At 57.4% G+C, this 13,940-nt stretch carries 15 protein-coding genes; 8 read left to right on the forward strand and 7 right to left on the reverse strand.

The window, feature by feature from the left end; translation table 11 throughout:
• Window positions 1-4 precede the first annotated feature (4 nt).
• Window positions 5-670: an arylesterase gene (locus ACXAH8_RS14190; RefSeq protein WP_475219402.1), complete on the forward strand. Its 666-nt coding sequence runs from the start codon at window positions 5-7 to the stop codon at window positions 668-670.
• A gap of 6 nt (window positions 671-676) precedes the next feature.
• Here the strand turns inward: ACXAH8_RS14190 and ACXAH8_RS14195 are convergent, their stop codons facing one another.
• From ACXAH8_RS14195 to ettA, 4 genes are all read right to left on the reverse strand, one after another.
• The gene (locus ACXAH8_RS14195) at window positions 677-1,231 is read right to left on the reverse strand and encodes a L,D-transpeptidase (RefSeq protein WP_475219404.1); all 555 of its coding nucleotides are present in this window, start codon (window positions 1,229-1,231) and stop codon (window positions 677-679) included.
• A gap of 151 nt (window positions 1,232-1,382) precedes the next feature.
• Window positions 1,383-1,589, reverse strand: coding sequence for a cold-shock protein (locus ACXAH8_RS14200; protein WP_170378838.1), 207 nt, complete (start codon window positions 1,587-1,589; stop codon window positions 1,383-1,385).
• Between the two features lie 231 nt (window positions 1,590-1,820).
• Window positions 1,821-2,663: a glycosyltransferase family 32 protein gene (locus tag ACXAH8_RS14205; RefSeq protein WP_475219406.1), complete on the reverse strand. Its 843-nt coding sequence runs from the start codon at window positions 2,661-2,663 to the stop codon at window positions 1,821-1,823.
• A 148-nt stretch (window positions 2,664-2,811) separates the two neighbouring features.
• Window positions 2,812-4,479, reverse strand: a complete 1,668-nt coding sequence (gene ettA, locus ACXAH8_RS14210) for an energy-dependent translational throttle protein EttA (protein ID WP_170462733.1) — start codon at window positions 4,477-4,479, stop codon at window positions 2,812-2,814.
• Window positions 4,480-4,617: 138 nt separating this feature from the next.
• On the opposite strand from ettA, the gene ACXAH8_RS14215 reads away from it, so the two are divergent.
• The 3 genes from ACXAH8_RS14215 (at window position 4,618) to dacB (ending at window position 7,286) form a co-directional block, all read left to right on the forward strand.
• Window positions 4,618-5,088, forward strand: a complete 471-nt coding sequence (locus ACXAH8_RS14215) for an MOSC domain-containing protein (RefSeq protein ID WP_475219409.1) — start codon at window positions 4,618-4,620, stop codon at window positions 5,086-5,088.
• Window positions 5,089-5,120: 32 nt separating this feature from the next.
• Window positions 5,121-5,741: a nicotinate-nucleotide adenylyltransferase gene (locus ACXAH8_RS14220; RefSeq protein WP_475219411.1), complete on the forward strand. Its 621-nt coding sequence runs from the start codon at window positions 5,121-5,123 to the stop codon at window positions 5,739-5,741.
• Window positions 5,742-5,807: 66 nt separating this feature from the next.
• On the forward strand, window positions 5,808-7,286 hold the full coding sequence (gene dacB / locus ACXAH8_RS14225) for a D-alanyl-D-alanine carboxypeptidase/D-alanyl-D-alanine endopeptidase (RefSeq protein WP_475219413.1): 1,479 nt from the start codon (window positions 5,808-5,810) through the stop codon (window positions 7,284-7,286).
• Window positions 7,287-7,288: 2 nt separating this feature from the next.
• Here the strand turns inward: dacB and ACXAH8_RS14230 are convergent, their stop codons facing one another.
• Window positions 7,289-7,711 carry a tellurite resistance TerB family protein gene (locus tag ACXAH8_RS14230; RefSeq protein WP_170639976.1) on the reverse strand — a complete coding sequence of 141 codons (423 nt, stop codon included), beginning with the start codon at window positions 7,709-7,711 and terminating at the stop codon, window positions 7,289-7,291.
• Window positions 7,712-7,790: 79 nt separating this feature from the next.
• Window positions 7,791-8,258, reverse strand: coding sequence for an Lrp/AsnC family transcriptional regulator (locus ACXAH8_RS14235; protein ID WP_419738847.1), 468 nt, complete (start codon window positions 8,256-8,258; stop codon window positions 7,791-7,793).
• A 109-nt stretch (window positions 8,259-8,367) separates the two neighbouring features.
• Between ACXAH8_RS14235 and phhA the strand changes: the two genes are divergently transcribed.
• Both phhA and ACXAH8_RS14245 read left to right on the forward strand, forming a co-directional pair.
• Window positions 8,368-9,168 carry a phenylalanine 4-monooxygenase gene (gene phhA, locus ACXAH8_RS14240; RefSeq protein WP_475219416.1) on the forward strand — a complete coding sequence of 267 codons (801 nt, stop codon included), beginning with the start codon at window positions 8,368-8,370 and terminating at the stop codon, window positions 9,166-9,168.
• A gap of 33 nt (window positions 9,169-9,201) precedes the next feature.
• Window positions 9,202-9,528 carry a 4a-hydroxytetrahydrobiopterin dehydratase gene (locus ACXAH8_RS14245; RefSeq protein ID WP_475219418.1) on the forward strand — a complete coding sequence of 109 codons (327 nt, stop codon included), beginning with the start codon at window positions 9,202-9,204 and terminating at the stop codon, window positions 9,526-9,528.
• A 126-nt stretch (window positions 9,529-9,654) separates the two neighbouring features.
• Here the strand turns inward: ACXAH8_RS14245 and ACXAH8_RS14250 are convergent, their stop codons facing one another.
• The gene (locus ACXAH8_RS14250) at window positions 9,655-11,535 is read right to left on the reverse strand and encodes a cellulase family glycosylhydrolase (RefSeq protein WP_475219420.1); all 1,881 of its coding nucleotides are present in this window, start codon (window positions 11,533-11,535) and stop codon (window positions 9,655-9,657) included.
• A 339-nt stretch (window positions 11,536-11,874) separates the two neighbouring features.
• On the opposite strand from ACXAH8_RS14250, the gene ACXAH8_RS14255 reads away from it, so the two are divergent.
• Both ACXAH8_RS14255 and ACXAH8_RS14260 read left to right on the forward strand, forming a co-directional pair.
• Entirely contained in the window at window positions 11,875-13,449 is a 1,575-nt protein-coding gene (locus tag ACXAH8_RS14255; protein ID WP_475219422.1) for a lysine--tRNA ligase, read from the forward strand.
• A gap of 48 nt (window positions 13,450-13,497) precedes the next feature.
• Complete coding sequence (locus tag ACXAH8_RS14260) at window positions 13,498-13,899, forward strand: DUF4864 domain-containing protein (protein WP_475219424.1); 402 nt, start codon at window positions 13,498-13,500, stop codon at window positions 13,897-13,899.
• Window positions 13,900-13,940 lie beyond the last annotated feature (41 nt).

Below are 13,940 nucleotides of genomic sequence, written 5' to 3' on the forward strand. Positions count from 1 at the left end.
TCAATTGGGATATGGAGCGTTTGTAGCTCTGCGCAAGGTTCTGGTTTCAGGGCTGTTTGTCAGTTGGGGCTATACTGCAACAGCCGAGCCCGTGGTGATTGCCGCATTGGGGGATTCGCTAACCCAAGGCTATGGGCTGGTCGAACAGGATGGGTTTGTCCCACAGCTGGAACGCTGGCTGCAGGCGAACGGGGCCGAGGTTCGTTTGATCAACGCAGGTGTTTCGGGGGATACAACGGCGGGCGGCGCGGCGCGGGTCGAGTGGACTTTGACGCCGGATGTGGACGCGATGATCGTGGCGCTGGGTGGCAACGACTTGCTGCGAGGTCTCGACCCCGACCTGTCGCGCGCCAACTTGACCGCAATCCTGAGCGCGGCTGAAACAAGCAATGTCGAAGTGTTGCTGATCGGCATGCAGGCCCCGGGCAACTATGGGCCGGACTATAAACAGGCGTTCGACACGATCTACCCGGATTTGGCTGAACAGTTTGATGTCCTCTACGCCGAGAGTTTCTTTGACGGTCTCGCTTCGGGTGGTGATCCGAACGCCGTCAGCCAATACATGCAGCCGGATGGGATTCACCCGAATGCCCAAGGCGTCGCGCGGATTGTCGAGGCGCTTGGCCCATTGGTGCTGGAACTGGTCAAGACGTCGGGTGAACAGGGTTAGGGGCCGCTAGACTACTGTGACGACCGTTCCGATTGGCACACGGTTGTAGAGATCCACCACGTGTTCGTTCAGCATCCGGATGCATCCGTTGGACACGGCCCGTCCGATCGTCTGTGGCTGCGTTGTGCCGTGGATACGGAAATAGGTGTCGACGCCGTTCTGGAACAGATAGAGCGCGCGCGCGCCCAACGGATTGTCCCCCCCGCCGGGCTGAACATAGTCGTTATCCTTGAAACGGGCATAGGCCACCGGGTCCCGCTCAATCATCTCTTGCGTAGGCCGCCAGGTGGGCCATTCCTTCTTTACGTCGATAGTAGCTGTGCCGGTAAACTCCAACCCGGCTTTACCGACCCCACAGCCATAGCGGACCGCCTTGCGCGGTTCGGTCACGTAATAAAGGTAGAATGATCGCGGCACGACCAGCAGTTGCCCCGGCTGAAACTGCTTTTTGATCCGGACAAATTGCGGTGTGGGATCATACTCGGCAGCCTTCTTGGCAACGGCAATACCGGGGAGAAGGCTCAGGGCCGTTCCAGCCAGAAAAACACGACGTGTGAACATGTGCGCCTCTTGAATTGACCTGAAAAATCATCACTCGAATTCCAGAATGATATCTTAATTGGTCAATTATGGGGCAGATATTACGAAATTGTGATGTGATGCCTGACGGCCACAAAAAAGGGCGAGGTTTACCCCCGCCCGTCAGAGTGGCTTATGCCAGCTCGATATTGTCCGCGCTTTCGCGACCGTCACGACCCGAGCGCAGCTCGTAGGTGACTTTCTGGTTGTCGGCCAGACCGGTCAGGCCCGAACGCTCGACAGCCGAGATATGAACGAAGATGTCTTTGCCGCCATCTTCGGGTGCGATAAAGCCGTAGCCTTTGGTGGTGTTGAACCATTTTACGGTGCCTGCAGGCATATCCGTGTCTCCTGTTTAGTGCTGCCCACGTGGATGCGGCAGCCTGGCGTCGTCGGTCTGGATCGAATGACTGAGCGCCGTAGAAGGAGACAGTGGGTCGAAATAGAAAAACGTTAGCCCTTTGGATATGGCATTGGGGTGGGGATGTGGCAAGGGGGGAGTCCGCACTGTGGCTACAAGCCAAGGGTTCGGAGGCTGGCAACAGCGCCCGTCAGATCGAGATTGACCTGCCTACAATGTGCCCGCAAAAGCTTGTGCCAGCAAACTTCCGGGAGGAAGACTTATTTTGCCGCCGCATTTGGCCGACCTGTAGCCTTCGCTGACCTTGCGGGCCATTGATCCGTAGAAATGCAGAGTTTCACTGTCCTGAGGCCTTTCCAAGGGATTTAGTTGTGGCTGGAATGTGTTTTTTCGGATCTTGGGCGCGCCGTAAGGATAATGCACCGGAGGTGGCGTAAGTTCCACCTCGCGGTGATCCAAAGCGAGCAATGACAACAGGATGGGGCCGAAGAAGCTTCGGGGCAGATCTTCGGAAAAGAAATGGATGTCTTTAACGCGATCAAATATAGCCACTGCAGATTTGTCACCACCTCTACGCGCAATCTTCGCATTCCAGGAATCGCGAAACTGTATTCGGTCGCGGCTGAACAACGCCAAATAGTCGGCAAACAGATCGGATTCTGGCTCCAGGTACATCACTCCGTTCCAGATTTGCCGTGCCCCGCCGGGAAACTCGCGGCCAACGGTCAGGAGGCTGCCGTTACATGTCACCGGCTTTAGAAAATAGACGTCGCAATCGACCCAAATCAGCCCCATTTGCTGCATCATTTTCAGCCGGAAGAAATCCGAGAAACGCGCAGGATGCTGCCCGAGAACCTCGCTGAGTTCCGGTGTCAGGGGGAGGATGTCAGAGGCATCACGCAGGGCAATGCCGTCTGGTACTTGTAAAGACTTTGTGTCGTACGAAAAGAGATAGAGCGTTTGACCGGCGCGGGGAAAGGACGACAGGCAGGCATGTTCGACTTCGCCCAAATTCGGGCCGGACCAAAATGTGCCAAAACCGTTTTGCTGCATTTTGATCTATTTCCGCGCACTTACTGATAGAAAACCACTGTCTGGTGCTAGTACTCTGCAAAACCAGTATCAAGATTTTTCTGCTAAGGATGGCCGGATCGTGTGGCGGTGATGCCGGAACACAGAGCTCCGGCATCGCATTTTAGTGCTATCGTGCAAACTTCTTGTGCTTCAACCGCTTGGGCTCCAGCGCATCCGGTCCCAGACGGCGCTTTTTGTCCTCTTCGTAGTCCTCGAAGTTGCCCTCGAACCACTCCACATGGGCATCCCCTTCGAACGCCAGAATATGCGTACAAATCCTGTCGAGGAAGAAACGGTCGTGCGAGATGACCACGGCGCAACCGGCGAAATCGACCAGCGCATCTTCCAGCGCGCGCAGGGTTTCGACGTCGAGGTCGTTGGTCGGTTCGTCGAGCAGCAGGACGTTGCCGCCCTCTTTCAGCAGGCGGGCCATGTGGACGCGGTTGCGCTCACCGCCTGATAGCAGTGAGACCTTTTTCTGCTGGTCGCCGCCCTTGAAGTTGAAGGACGAGCAATAGGCGCGGGAATTGACCTGTGCGTCGCCCAGTTGGATGATCTCGGCGCCGCCGGTGATTGCCTCCCACACGGTGTCGTTGTCGGCAAGGTCGTCGCGGGACTGGTCGACATAGGACAGCTCGACCGTATCGCCCAGCGTGATGGTGCCGCTGTCGGGCTGTTCCTGACCGGTGAGCATCTTGAACAGCGTCGATTTACCAGCACCGTTGGGGCCGATGACGCCGACAATGCCGCCGGGGGGCAGGGCGAAGTCCAGCCCTTCGATCAGTTGCTTGTCGCCCATGTGTTTTGACAGGCCTTCGACCTCGATCACCTTGCCGCCAAGGCGCTGGCCGTTGGGAATGACGATCTGGGCGCGGGTCAGCTTTTCGCGCTCGGACTGTTCGGCCAGCTCGTTATAGGCGTTGATCCGAGCCTTGGATTTGGCCTGACGGGCCTTTTGGCCTTGACGCATCCACTCCAATTCGCGCTGAAGGGTCTTCTGCTTGGACTTGTCCTCGCGCGCTTCCTGCTCCAGCCGTTTGGCCTTTTGTTCCAGCCAGGCGGAGTAGTTGCCCTCGTACGGGATGCCGCGACCTCGGTCGAGTTCGAGGATCCAGCCGGTGATGTCATCCAGGAAATAGCGGTCGTGGGTGACGATCAGGATGGTACCCTTGTAGTCGATCAGGTGCTGTTGCAGCCAGGCGATTGTTTCGGCGTCCAGATGGTTGGTCGGTTCGTCGAGAAGCAGCATGTCAGGCGCTTCCAGCAGCAGCTTGCAGAGCGCTACGCGGCGTTTCTCACCCCCCGAAAGGTTGGCGATGTTGGCGTCGTCCGGCGGGCAGCGCAGCGCCTCCATCGAGACGTCGATCTGGCTGTCGAGGTCCCACAGGTTTTCCGCGTCGATCGCGTCTTGCAGGGTGGTCATTTCCTCCATCAACTCGTCCGAGTAATTCTCGGCAATCTCCATGGCGATCTCGTTGAAACGGTCGACCTTGGCCTTTTTTGCGGCCACGCCCAGCATGACGTTTTCGCGGACCGTCAGCGATTCATCCAGCTGCGGTTCCTGCGGCAGATAGCCCACCTTGGCGCCTTCAGCCGCCCATGCCTCACCGGTGAAGTCGGTATCAAGACCCGCCATGATTTTCATCAGCGTCGATTTACCCGCGCCGTTGACGCCGACGACACCGATTTTCACGCCGGGCAGAAAGCTCAGGTGGATGTTTTCAAAGCACTTCTTGCCACCGGGATAGGTCTTGGAGACACCCTGCATGTGGTAGACATATTGATAGGCGGCCATGTCGCGTCCTCTGGGTCGGGGAAATTGGGTTGAAACGCTTGATATCCAAGCGGGGCGGGCGGGGCAAGCTGGTGGTTTCGTGATTTTTGCTGAGACCTTGGGCAGGCTAGAGTGGCCAAGGTTTGAGAGGCGCATGAGATGTCAGAACTTGCGGAATTGATTGCTGGTTGGGCAAAACCCGGTCGGGTCGATTGGATCGGAGTGCGTCCAGCCCGGCGGGCGGAGATCGTCACCTTGGTCGACGCTATGATTTCCGCTGATGGTTTGGACGGAGATCGCAGTCGAGCGGGCAAGAGGGCGGTGACGTTGATCCAACAGGAGCATCTGACGGCGATTGGTTCGTATCTTGGACAAAGGCCGATCGTGCCAGAGATATTGCGGCGCAATCTGGTGGTTTCGAGGATTAACCTCTCCGCGCTCAAAGGACGCGAGGTGCAGGTAGGTGAGGCGATTTTGCGCTTAACCGTGATCTGCGCGCCCTGCAGTCGGATGGAGGAAGCGCTGGGAAAAGGCGGCTATTCGGCCGTGCGTGGGCATGGCGGATGGTGTGCAGAAGTGGTGCGCACTGGACGCGTTCGGGTGGGAGATGCGGTGCATCCGATTGATTGACAAGCTGCTTCAGTTCTGAACAACAGCAAAGGATGTTGCGCAGCCAGATACCATATGCTCGGCCCGGACAGGTCATTGGGCTGTTCGGGGGGTCCTTTGATCCTCCGCATCAAGGTCATGTGCATGTCACGCTTGAGGCGATGAAGGCTTTCGGTTTGGATCGTGTGTGGTGGCTGGTCTCTCCGGGCAACCCTCTGAAACAGCGCGGGCCTGCGCCTTTGCCGCGTCGGTTAGAGGCCGCGCGGGCGGTGATGCAGCACCCTCGGGTGGACGTTACGGATATCGAGGCGCTGACGGGTACGCGGGCGACGGCGGATACTCTGGTGGCCCTCCGGCGGCTTTATCCTCAAGTTCGGTTCGTCTGGATCATGGGGGCCGACAATCTGGCGCAGTTTCACCAATGGAAGGACTGGCGGCTGATCATGGACAACGTACCCGTGGGCGTTGTGGCGCGACCGGGGGATCGAATTTCCGCGCGGATGTCGCCAGCGGCGCGGGTCTACGCACCCTACAGAATTGACGGGCAGGCGCGGCATCTATTGGGACGCGCGCAGGCGCCGGCATGGTGTTTCGTGAACGTGCCGATGGTCAATCTCAGTTCAACTGAACTTCGCAATCGCGGCATCTGGGCAAACGGAGTGTTGCTCGAATAGCCACATTGCCTGCATATTCTCATGCAATGGTTGTCCAAATTTCATCTCTGGGATTTTAATTGACCCATGGTTGATCGTATTTCACGCCGTTTGTTTCTTGCAGGGTTGAGCGCAGCTGCGGTTCCTGCGGCTGCTATGGCGCAGGCGCCCTTAGTATCCCTACGGCCCCAGGCCCGTGGACCTCAACTGACCGGGGCCGAGCGGTTCGTGCGCGCGGCCGGGCTGCGGGGCGATGTGATCTTTGCTGTGGCAGATGTGGAAACGGGGACTCAGCTTGAAGCGCTGGGGGGTGAGGCCGGATTGCCTCCGGCCAGTGTGGGCAAGGCGCTGACGGCACTCTATGCGTTGGACGTTCTGGGCCCAGATCATCGCTTTGAGACCAAGCTTCTGGCAGATGGGCCAATTGAGAATGGTATCCTAAAGGGCGACTTGATCCTTGTCGGTGGCGGGAACCCTCTGCTGGATACAGATGCTTTGGCAAGCATGGCAGCCAATCTGCGCGAGGCTGGAGTGACCGAAGTGCGCGGGGCGTTCAAGGTCTATGATGGAGCCTTGCCCTATGTGTTCAGCATCGACCCCGGGCAACCGGATCATCTGGGCTATAGCCCGGCGATCAGTGGAATTTCTTTGAACTTCAACCGCGTTCATTTCGAATGGAAGCGGGCCGGGACGAATTACAACGTCACGATGGATGCGCGCAGCGCCAAGTACCGTCCGGATGTCGATATGGCTTTGATGCGGGTGGAACCGCGCAGTCTGCCGATCTACACCTATCAACCCAGCGCACGTCAGGACCGCTGGACCGTGGCTAAAGGCGCGCTGGGCAACGGCGGCGCACGTTGGTTACCCGTTCGAAAACCTGCACTTTATGCGGGCGATGTGTTTCGCACGCTTGCCCGCTCAAACGGGATTGTTCTGGGTCGGGTGCAAGTCACGCAGGAAACCCCGCAGGGCACTGCGTTGGTTGTGCATCAGAGTGACCGGTTAGAGAGCATCCTGCGCGGGATGCTGAAATACTCGACCAATCTGACGGCAGAAATGGTTGGTATGGCGGCTACTAAAGCACGCGGGGTGAGGCCTAGTGATCTGGCGGACTCGGCGGCTGAGATGAACCGCTGGGCGGCGGAGACCTATGGTGCCAACCAAATCGCCATGGTGGATCACTCTGGTCTGGGTGATGCGTCCCGCATGCCTCCGGGTGATCTGGTGAAGGCGCTTGTTGCGGCGCGCAAAACCGGGGCGCTGCGGCCCCTGCTCAAGCCTTTTACGCTGACCGATAGTCAGGGTCGGGCGGTCAAGGATCATCCCATCAAGGTGAGTGCAAAAACCGGAACGCTGAACTTTGTCTCAGGTCTAGGTGGATTTCTGACCACAGCCGACGGGTCCGAACTGGCCTTTGCGATCTTTACGGCAGATGTTGACCACCGCGCCACGATCCCGCGCGAACAACGCGAGCGTCCCGAAGGCGCCCGCAGTTGGAACCGCCGGTCGCGCAAGCTTCAGCGGGCTTTGATTGAGCGCTGGGGGTCTCTCTACGGCAGTTGAGCCTAAACTGCGTGGCGCGCGCGGGCACCGCGTTCTATCGCGGCTGCGTGCAGCCGGTCGATGTTCAGCTCGTACCGGATTTCTTCCAGCAAACGCAGCTCGGTTTCGGCCAGCGAGCCGTCTGCGGCGGCCACGTCACAAGCCAGCGCATAAGCCGTTTCGTTCAGGCGTTCGGGCAAGTTGTCTCGGATCAGGCCGAATAGAGCATCCAGTCCGTCTTCTTGCTCGAACAGGTCGAACACGATTTGCGAAACCCGGCGGGTGCGGTCGATGTCATAACCCGCAAAAACAGGCAGCATATTCACCGCGCCTTCGATCTTGACCAGTTCGGCGGTGCGGATCGTCTCATCCGACGCCGAGATCGCGACCATGATCGCCACAAGGCAATCTTGCGGAGACATCGGGTGTGGTACTTGATCGGTCATTGGGTCGTCCTGAGTCATTTGCTGCCGTCGCACGATAGGAGGGCTGGCGGGCAGGTTCAACGGCTTTTGCTGGCGAGGGTCAGAGAATTGGCAATGGCCCCCGAGTTTTAGTTTGGCGCAACACGAAGTTGCTACGGGTGTCACGTACCAGGCCTGACTTCAAAAGGCGCTGCATGATGAAAAGCTCAAGATCTTCGGGCGATTTGGCATAGACCTTGAGGAGGAAGTCATGATCCCCGGTAATCGACGCGCATTCCACGATCTGAGGCTCCGTCTCTACCAGCCGGAGGAAGGCGTTGATGCTGTCTTCCTGATGGCTCTGCAACGCGACGTGGATATAGGCAATGGCGTTCAGTCCGACAGACTTGGCGCGAACCTGCGCAGTGTAGCCCGATACAACGCCTGAGGCCTCAAGATCCCGCACCCGACGCCAGCATTGCGAGGCAGACAGGCCCGTGCGGTCTGCAAGTTCCTGCATCGACAATCGGCCGTCGGTTTGCAGCTGTTGCAGGATGGCTAGATCGGCAGGATGGAACGTTTGTGCCAATTTAAACCTCAATTCGAAATGATCCGTTCAACTATAAGCGATTTTCCCATCTATAGAAACTGAATTCGCCACCTCCCTTGAATAGAATATCTGTGAAGGGGAGGAGAAGATGCCGAAAACAACGAAATACCGCGCTAAAATCGCCGATGCGAAGGGTCATATCGCGTATACGGCTGAAGAGGATGCCGTTTGGGCCGATCTCTACGCGGCGCAGCAAAACAACGTACAGAAATACATGGCGCGCGACTATCTCGACGGCTTGAAACGTTTGGAGTTGCCGACGACCCGTGTGCCTTCCTGCAAGGATATCTCGGAACGTTTGTTGGATCTGACTGGATGGCGGGTTCAGCCCGTGCCAGCGCTGATTGGGTTCGAAACCTTCTTTGGGATGCTGGCCGACAGGGTGTTTCCGGCTGCGTCCTTCATCCGTTCACGCGAGGATTTCGACTATATTGAAGAGCCGGACATTTTCCATGAAATCTTTGGGCATACGCCCTTGCTCAGTGATCCCAGATTTGCGGCGTTCAGTAGGGCCATCGGCAAGGCCGGGGTGCATGCTGAGCCAAAGGACTATGCCTGGCTGATCCGGCTTTATTGGTTTTCGGTCGAGTTCGGGTTACGGTGGCAGGATGGTGAAATCAAAGCGCTGGGTTCGGGGCTTGCGTCCTCGCCCACTGAACTTGTTTATGCGGTCGAAAGCGACATTCCCGACCGAGACCCGTTTGACGTGCTGACGATTCTGCGTACTCCATACCGGATCGACATGCACCAAATGGGCTACTTTGTTCTGCAAGACCCCGAGGCGCTGTTCGCCGCGGCCGACAGGGACCTGTTGGCAGATGTAAGGCAGGCGCAGTCGCTCGGTCTATTGCCCAACAAGTTCCCACCCAAAGCAACAGCAGCGGAGTGATCGAAAATGACCACAACAGGACAAACCTGCAACTTGTCAGACCGTACGTGCGTACCTTGTTCCGGCGGCATTCCGGCCCTGACGGCAGATGAGGCAAACGCTCATATGGGTGAGCTGTCATCGGAATGGACACTGAATGCCGGGTCGACCGAGCTAAGCCGCCACTTCGCGTTCAAGGGTTTTGCTAAGGCGACATATCTGGCCAATCTCTGCGCATGGCTGGCGGATCAGCAGGGCCACCATCCCGATATCTCGTTCGGCTGGGGCTATGTCGATGTCAGGCTAACGACCCACGAAATCGGCGGGCTCAGCGAGAATGACTTTATCTGGGCGGCGAAACTGGACCAGTTGACCGGTTAAATCGGCCTCGGCCCTAAGAAAAACCCCATGCTTTTTTTCTCATGCTGCACCGACACGACAGGCGGCGGCGTTGGAAGGTTCAACTTGAAGGTGACTACGCGCGGGGTTTATGCCGCCCCCGGATTTCTATTCGAGATAAAACCAGTTCCCGGTGCCCAATTTTTCAAGGTCAATGACATGCACACCGTCCTGAAAACTGTGTGCTACCACGGCGGCTTTTCTCTGGTCGGGAAAGCGAAGAGTCAGCTCAGGCTGTGCTTTAATCTGAAGCCGTCCGACTAAGGGCTCGATCCTGAAGGAGAGTTCTTCCGGAACAGCGCGGCCCGCCAGTGAGACCAGAATGCGTCCTGAAGTTGTGATATCTTCATCATCAAGGCTTTGGACAACAACAGCTGCTATTGGGTTGTCGACCTCGAAAGCCACATTCGCGGTGGCAACCGTTTTGTCCGAAAGGTGTCCTGCGGCGGCCTGGGTCTTGGCCGTGTCGATGACAATCAGGCCATCTTTGAATGCCCTATAAAAATCACCGGTATCCGCCGCAACGGTTTGAGCGTCCCGTTCCAGGTAAGAGCGTTCGGTATCAAGTATTTCAAATGGCTGCCCCTCCAGGACCGAGGCTTGCAGCCAAGGCAGTGCCGGCGAGTCTGGCATACAGGTGACCAATCTGCTTTGCTCGACGATTGTTCGTATCCCGACCGAGGATGCGGGGGTTATCGAACTGCCAAAAAAGGCCTCGTGATCGGGGCAAAGGGCATAGGTCTTTTCCGCAAGGCGCACATGACCCTGCCGATAGAGAAGAGCAGCCGCAGGCATCATGGCCATCATCGCGGGGTCTTCGGCCATGCTCCAGTTGGTAGGGCGAAGCGGGCCATTTAAGGGCTGTTGCGCATAACCATAGACAATGGGGGCATCCCACCCCTGATGGGCGGCGCGCACGGCCACAGTGAGCGGTGCAATAAACCTATCGTCGCCGGGAAATTCGCCGATGTTCCACTCGGAAATGCTGAACGGCATTCCGACCACCTGTCCAATGGCCAGCCAATCCAGAAAGCCGGACTGCGTTCTTGGGTCGTAAGAAACTTCGCCTGAGCTTCCATAGCTATGCCCGTCAACCATAGAGCCACGCGTGAGAGAGGGTAGCCCGGCGATCGACATCCCGCCCCACAAGCTGGTTGTGGTGATCAGACCCTCAAACCCGGTCGCTTCGATATTCTCGATCATTCGGTCATTGAAGCGGCGTTCAAGTTCGTTGAGGAACAGCTTGGACGGCCCGTGCAGCCAGGATTGCCAGGTGAGTTCCGGGTCAAGGCCTTTTTCCACGGCAAAGTCGCGCGCGGCCTCCATATAGACAGCGTTATGCCGAGGGACGTTCTTGTCTGGTAGCAGAGCATTTCCGAAGTGATGTGTCAGATCATTTTCGTTCGTGATCATAACGGCAATGACCGCAGGATCTTCTGCGAAGGACAGCCCGGTTATCTTGTTGATGTGTCGTAGATATTTGTCCTGAAATTCAAGCATCAGCGCTTCGATGCTTGGTGAAATGTAGCTGAATCCCTTGACGCGAAACGAGGTCTCACCCTTGGCGATCTCTTCGAAATCCTCGACCCCGTCTTCGTGTGTAAAGCTGCGACCGACATGAAGGTCGAGCCAGATGTAAAGGCCCTCGGCCTTTAGTGCCGCGATCCATTGGTCCAGTTTTTCCAATGAGAAGGCATCAAGCTTGCGGGTTGTCTGCGCCTCGCTGCCAAAGATGTTGGGTTGCACCCAATGCGAGTCGTGGTGGTGGATGCGCACCAGATTGAAGCCCAACCGAGAAAGGCGTTGGGCATGGGCTCGCATGAAACGAGGTTCGGTCGTGAACAGCGCATAGGCTTGAAGGTTCGCCCCCCAAAATCGGGCCGGGGTACCATCCGCGAAGAAAAGCCCATCGCCAACGGCCTGTATCTTACCGTGACGGCCCGCAGGCCGGTGGTTCAATGCACTTAGGTCGGGAATGGGAGTTTCCAACCGCAGCGCCCCTCTCGGCCAAGTCTGTACATCTTCGCTTGGCTGCGACGTCGCCGATTTGGGTCCTGATGCGATGCTAACCGCTAGGATGAGCAAAAAAGCAAAGATATCTGGTCGGTTCATCATGCACCTCGTGCTTGTGCAGTGTATCTTTTAGGAAGGTTACCGCGTTGCTCAGGATTTCAAAATGGTTCTGCACACTGAGTTTATGCTTATTTGCAGGGGGCGGCGCTAGAAAAACCCCGTGCTTTTATTGACTCATGCTGCACCGGCACAATAGGAGGGGCCGGTCGGTTGCAAAGGGCGACCGGCGCTGTTTTTCCCGATGGAGCAAATCTGATGTCTGAACTGCGTGAAACCGCAATGTCGTCCAAGGCCTGGCCTTTCGAAGAGGCGCGCCGGTTGCTCAAACGCTATCAGAAGAACGCTCCGGAGAAGGGGTTTGTTCTGTTCGAGACCGGCTATGGCCCCTCGGGCCTGCCACATATCGGTACCTTTGGGGAGGTCGCGCGGACCACGATGGTCAAGCGCGCATTCGAGGCCCTATCGGATATCCCCACCAAGCTGATCTGTTTCTCGGACGATCTGGACGGTATGCGAAAAGTGCCCAGCAACGTGCCGAACCCGGAGATTCTGGAGCAGCACCTGCAGCGTCCGCTGACTTCGGTTCCCGATCCATTCGGTGAATACGAAAGCTTTGGGGCGCACAACAACGCTATGCTACGCCGATTCCTCGACACCTTTGGGTTCGAGTATGAGTTCTATTCGGCGAAGGAATTCTACGAGTCCGGACAATTTGACGAGATCTTAAAGCGTGCCGTCGAACGCTACGATGAGATTATGGCGATTATGCTGAAAAGTCTCCGCGAAGAACGGCAGCAAACTTATTCGATCTTCCTGCCTCTGCATCCCGAAAGCGGGCGGGTGATGTATGTGCCGATGAAAAAGGTATGTGCCGAAACCTACACCGTGACCTTTGATGATGAGACGGGCAAGGAATGGACCGTTCCCGTGACCGCCGGCAACGTAAAGTTGCAGTGGAAGCCGGACTTTGGCGCGCGCTGGGCTGCATTGGGCGTCGATTTCGAGATGTACGGCAAGGAACACGCCACCAACGAAAAGATCTATGACGCGATCTGCCGTGCTTTGGGTGGTCGTGCGCCCGAGCATTTCTCGTATGAGCTGTTTCTGGATGAAAATGGCCAGAAAATCTCGAAATCGTCGGGCAATGGCGTGTCGATAGACGAATGGCTGACCTATGCGCCTACGGAGAGCCTGTCTTATTTCATGTATCAAAAGCCCAAGACGGCCAAGCGGATGCATTTCGACGTTATTCCGAAAGCCTATGATGAATATCACCAGCAGCTGCGGGCCTATCCGGGGCAGGATCTGAAGGCGCAGTTGAACAACCCGGTCTGGCATATTCATGGCGGAGATGTCCCGGAATCGACCCTGATCGTTCCATTTGCCATGTTGCTGAACCTTGCGTCGGTTTCCGGGGCCGAGGACAAAGAGGCGCTGTGGGGCTTCATCCGCCGTTATGCGCCTGAGGCGACGGCAGAAAGCCACCCCGATCTGGATCAGGCGGCCGGTTTCGCCGTGCGCTATTTCAACGATTTCGTCAAGCCAACGCGCAAGCACCGCGCCCCGACGGATCAAGAGCGCGAAGCGTTGGAGGCGCTCAAGGCCGCGCTCGAGGCCTATGACGGCCCTGCCGAGGATGAGGCGCTGCAATCGGTGGTCTATTCAATCGGTCGTGAGCGGTTTGACCCGATGCGTGGCTGGTTCACCGCCCTCTACGAGGTGCTATTGGGTGCTTCGCAAGGCCCGCGTTTTGGTGGCTTTATTGCCCTCTACGGCGTGCCGGAAACGATCGCATTGATCGACAAGGCCTTGGCCGGAGAGCTGGTCTGATTTGACCTGATCCCGCATGGGGCTACCGTTCCGTCAGGAGGTAGCCCCATGCGTCGTTTACTGCTTGCCCTGTCCCTGAGTGCTGGTCTGGCCTCGGGTGCGTTTGCCCAGAGCACCGAGATCGAGGCCAATATTGCGGCACAGATTCAGGCCTTCAAGGCGGATGATTTCGCCACGGCCTTTACCTTTGCCAGCCCCAATATCCAGCGTCTCTTTGGAAACCCGGACAATTTCGGAGCGATGGTACGCAATGGCTATCCCATGGTCTGGCGTGCCTCTGATGTGCGGTTTCTGGAACTGCGCGAGGTCGCAGGCGCGCTGTGGCAGAAGGTCATGATTACCGATGGCGATGGCGCGGTTCACATTCTCGACTATCAGATGATCCAGCAGGAGAATGGCTGGAAGATCAACGGCGTGCAGCTACTTGGGCGCGCCGACCCAGCAGCCTGATGCAACAGCACCGTCACGGTCGTATGAGTGGTAGTTAATCC

This window comes from Ruegeria sp. ABV3_008, assembly GCF_056161185.1.

Coding starts and splice junctions, on each gene's coding strand:
- ACXAH8_RS14255 (WP_475219422.1), top strand. CDS start 11,875: ATGTCTGAACTGCGTGAAACCGCAATGTCGTCCAAGGCCTGGCCTTTC.
- ACXAH8_RS14200 (WP_170378838.1), bottom strand. CDS start 1,589: ATGCCTGCAGGCACCGTAAAATGGTTCAACACCACCAAAGGCTACGGC.
- ACXAH8_RS14205 (WP_475219406.1), bottom strand. CDS start 2,663: ATGCAGCAAAACGGTTTTGGCACATTTTGGTCCGGCCCGAATTTGGGC.
- ACXAH8_RS14260 (WP_475219424.1), top strand. CDS start 13,498: ATGCGTCGTTTACTGCTTGCCCTGTCCCTGAGTGCTGGTCTGGCCTCG.
- ACXAH8_RS14230 (WP_170639976.1), bottom strand. CDS start 7,711: ATGACCGATCAAGTACCACACCCGATGTCTCCGCAAGATTGCCTTGTG.
- ettA (WP_170462733.1), bottom strand. CDS start 4,479: ATGGCCGCCTATCAATATGTCTACCACATGCAGGGTGTCTCCAAGACC.
- ACXAH8_RS14195 (WP_475219404.1), bottom strand. CDS start 1,231: ATGTTCACACGTCGTGTTTTTCTGGCTGGAACGGCCCTGAGCCTTCTC.
- ACXAH8_RS14215 (WP_475219409.1), top strand. CDS start 4,618: ATGTCAGAACTTGCGGAATTGATTGCTGGTTGGGCAAAACCCGGTCGG.
- phhA (WP_475219416.1), top strand. CDS start 8,368: ATGCCGAAAACAACGAAATACCGCGCTAAAATCGCCGATGCGAAGGGT.
- ACXAH8_RS14220 (WP_475219411.1), top strand. CDS start 5,121: ATGTTGCGCAGCCAGATACCATATGCTCGGCCCGGACAGGTCATTGGG.
- dacB (WP_475219413.1), top strand. CDS start 5,808: ATGGTTGATCGTATTTCACGCCGTTTGTTTCTTGCAGGGTTGAGCGCA.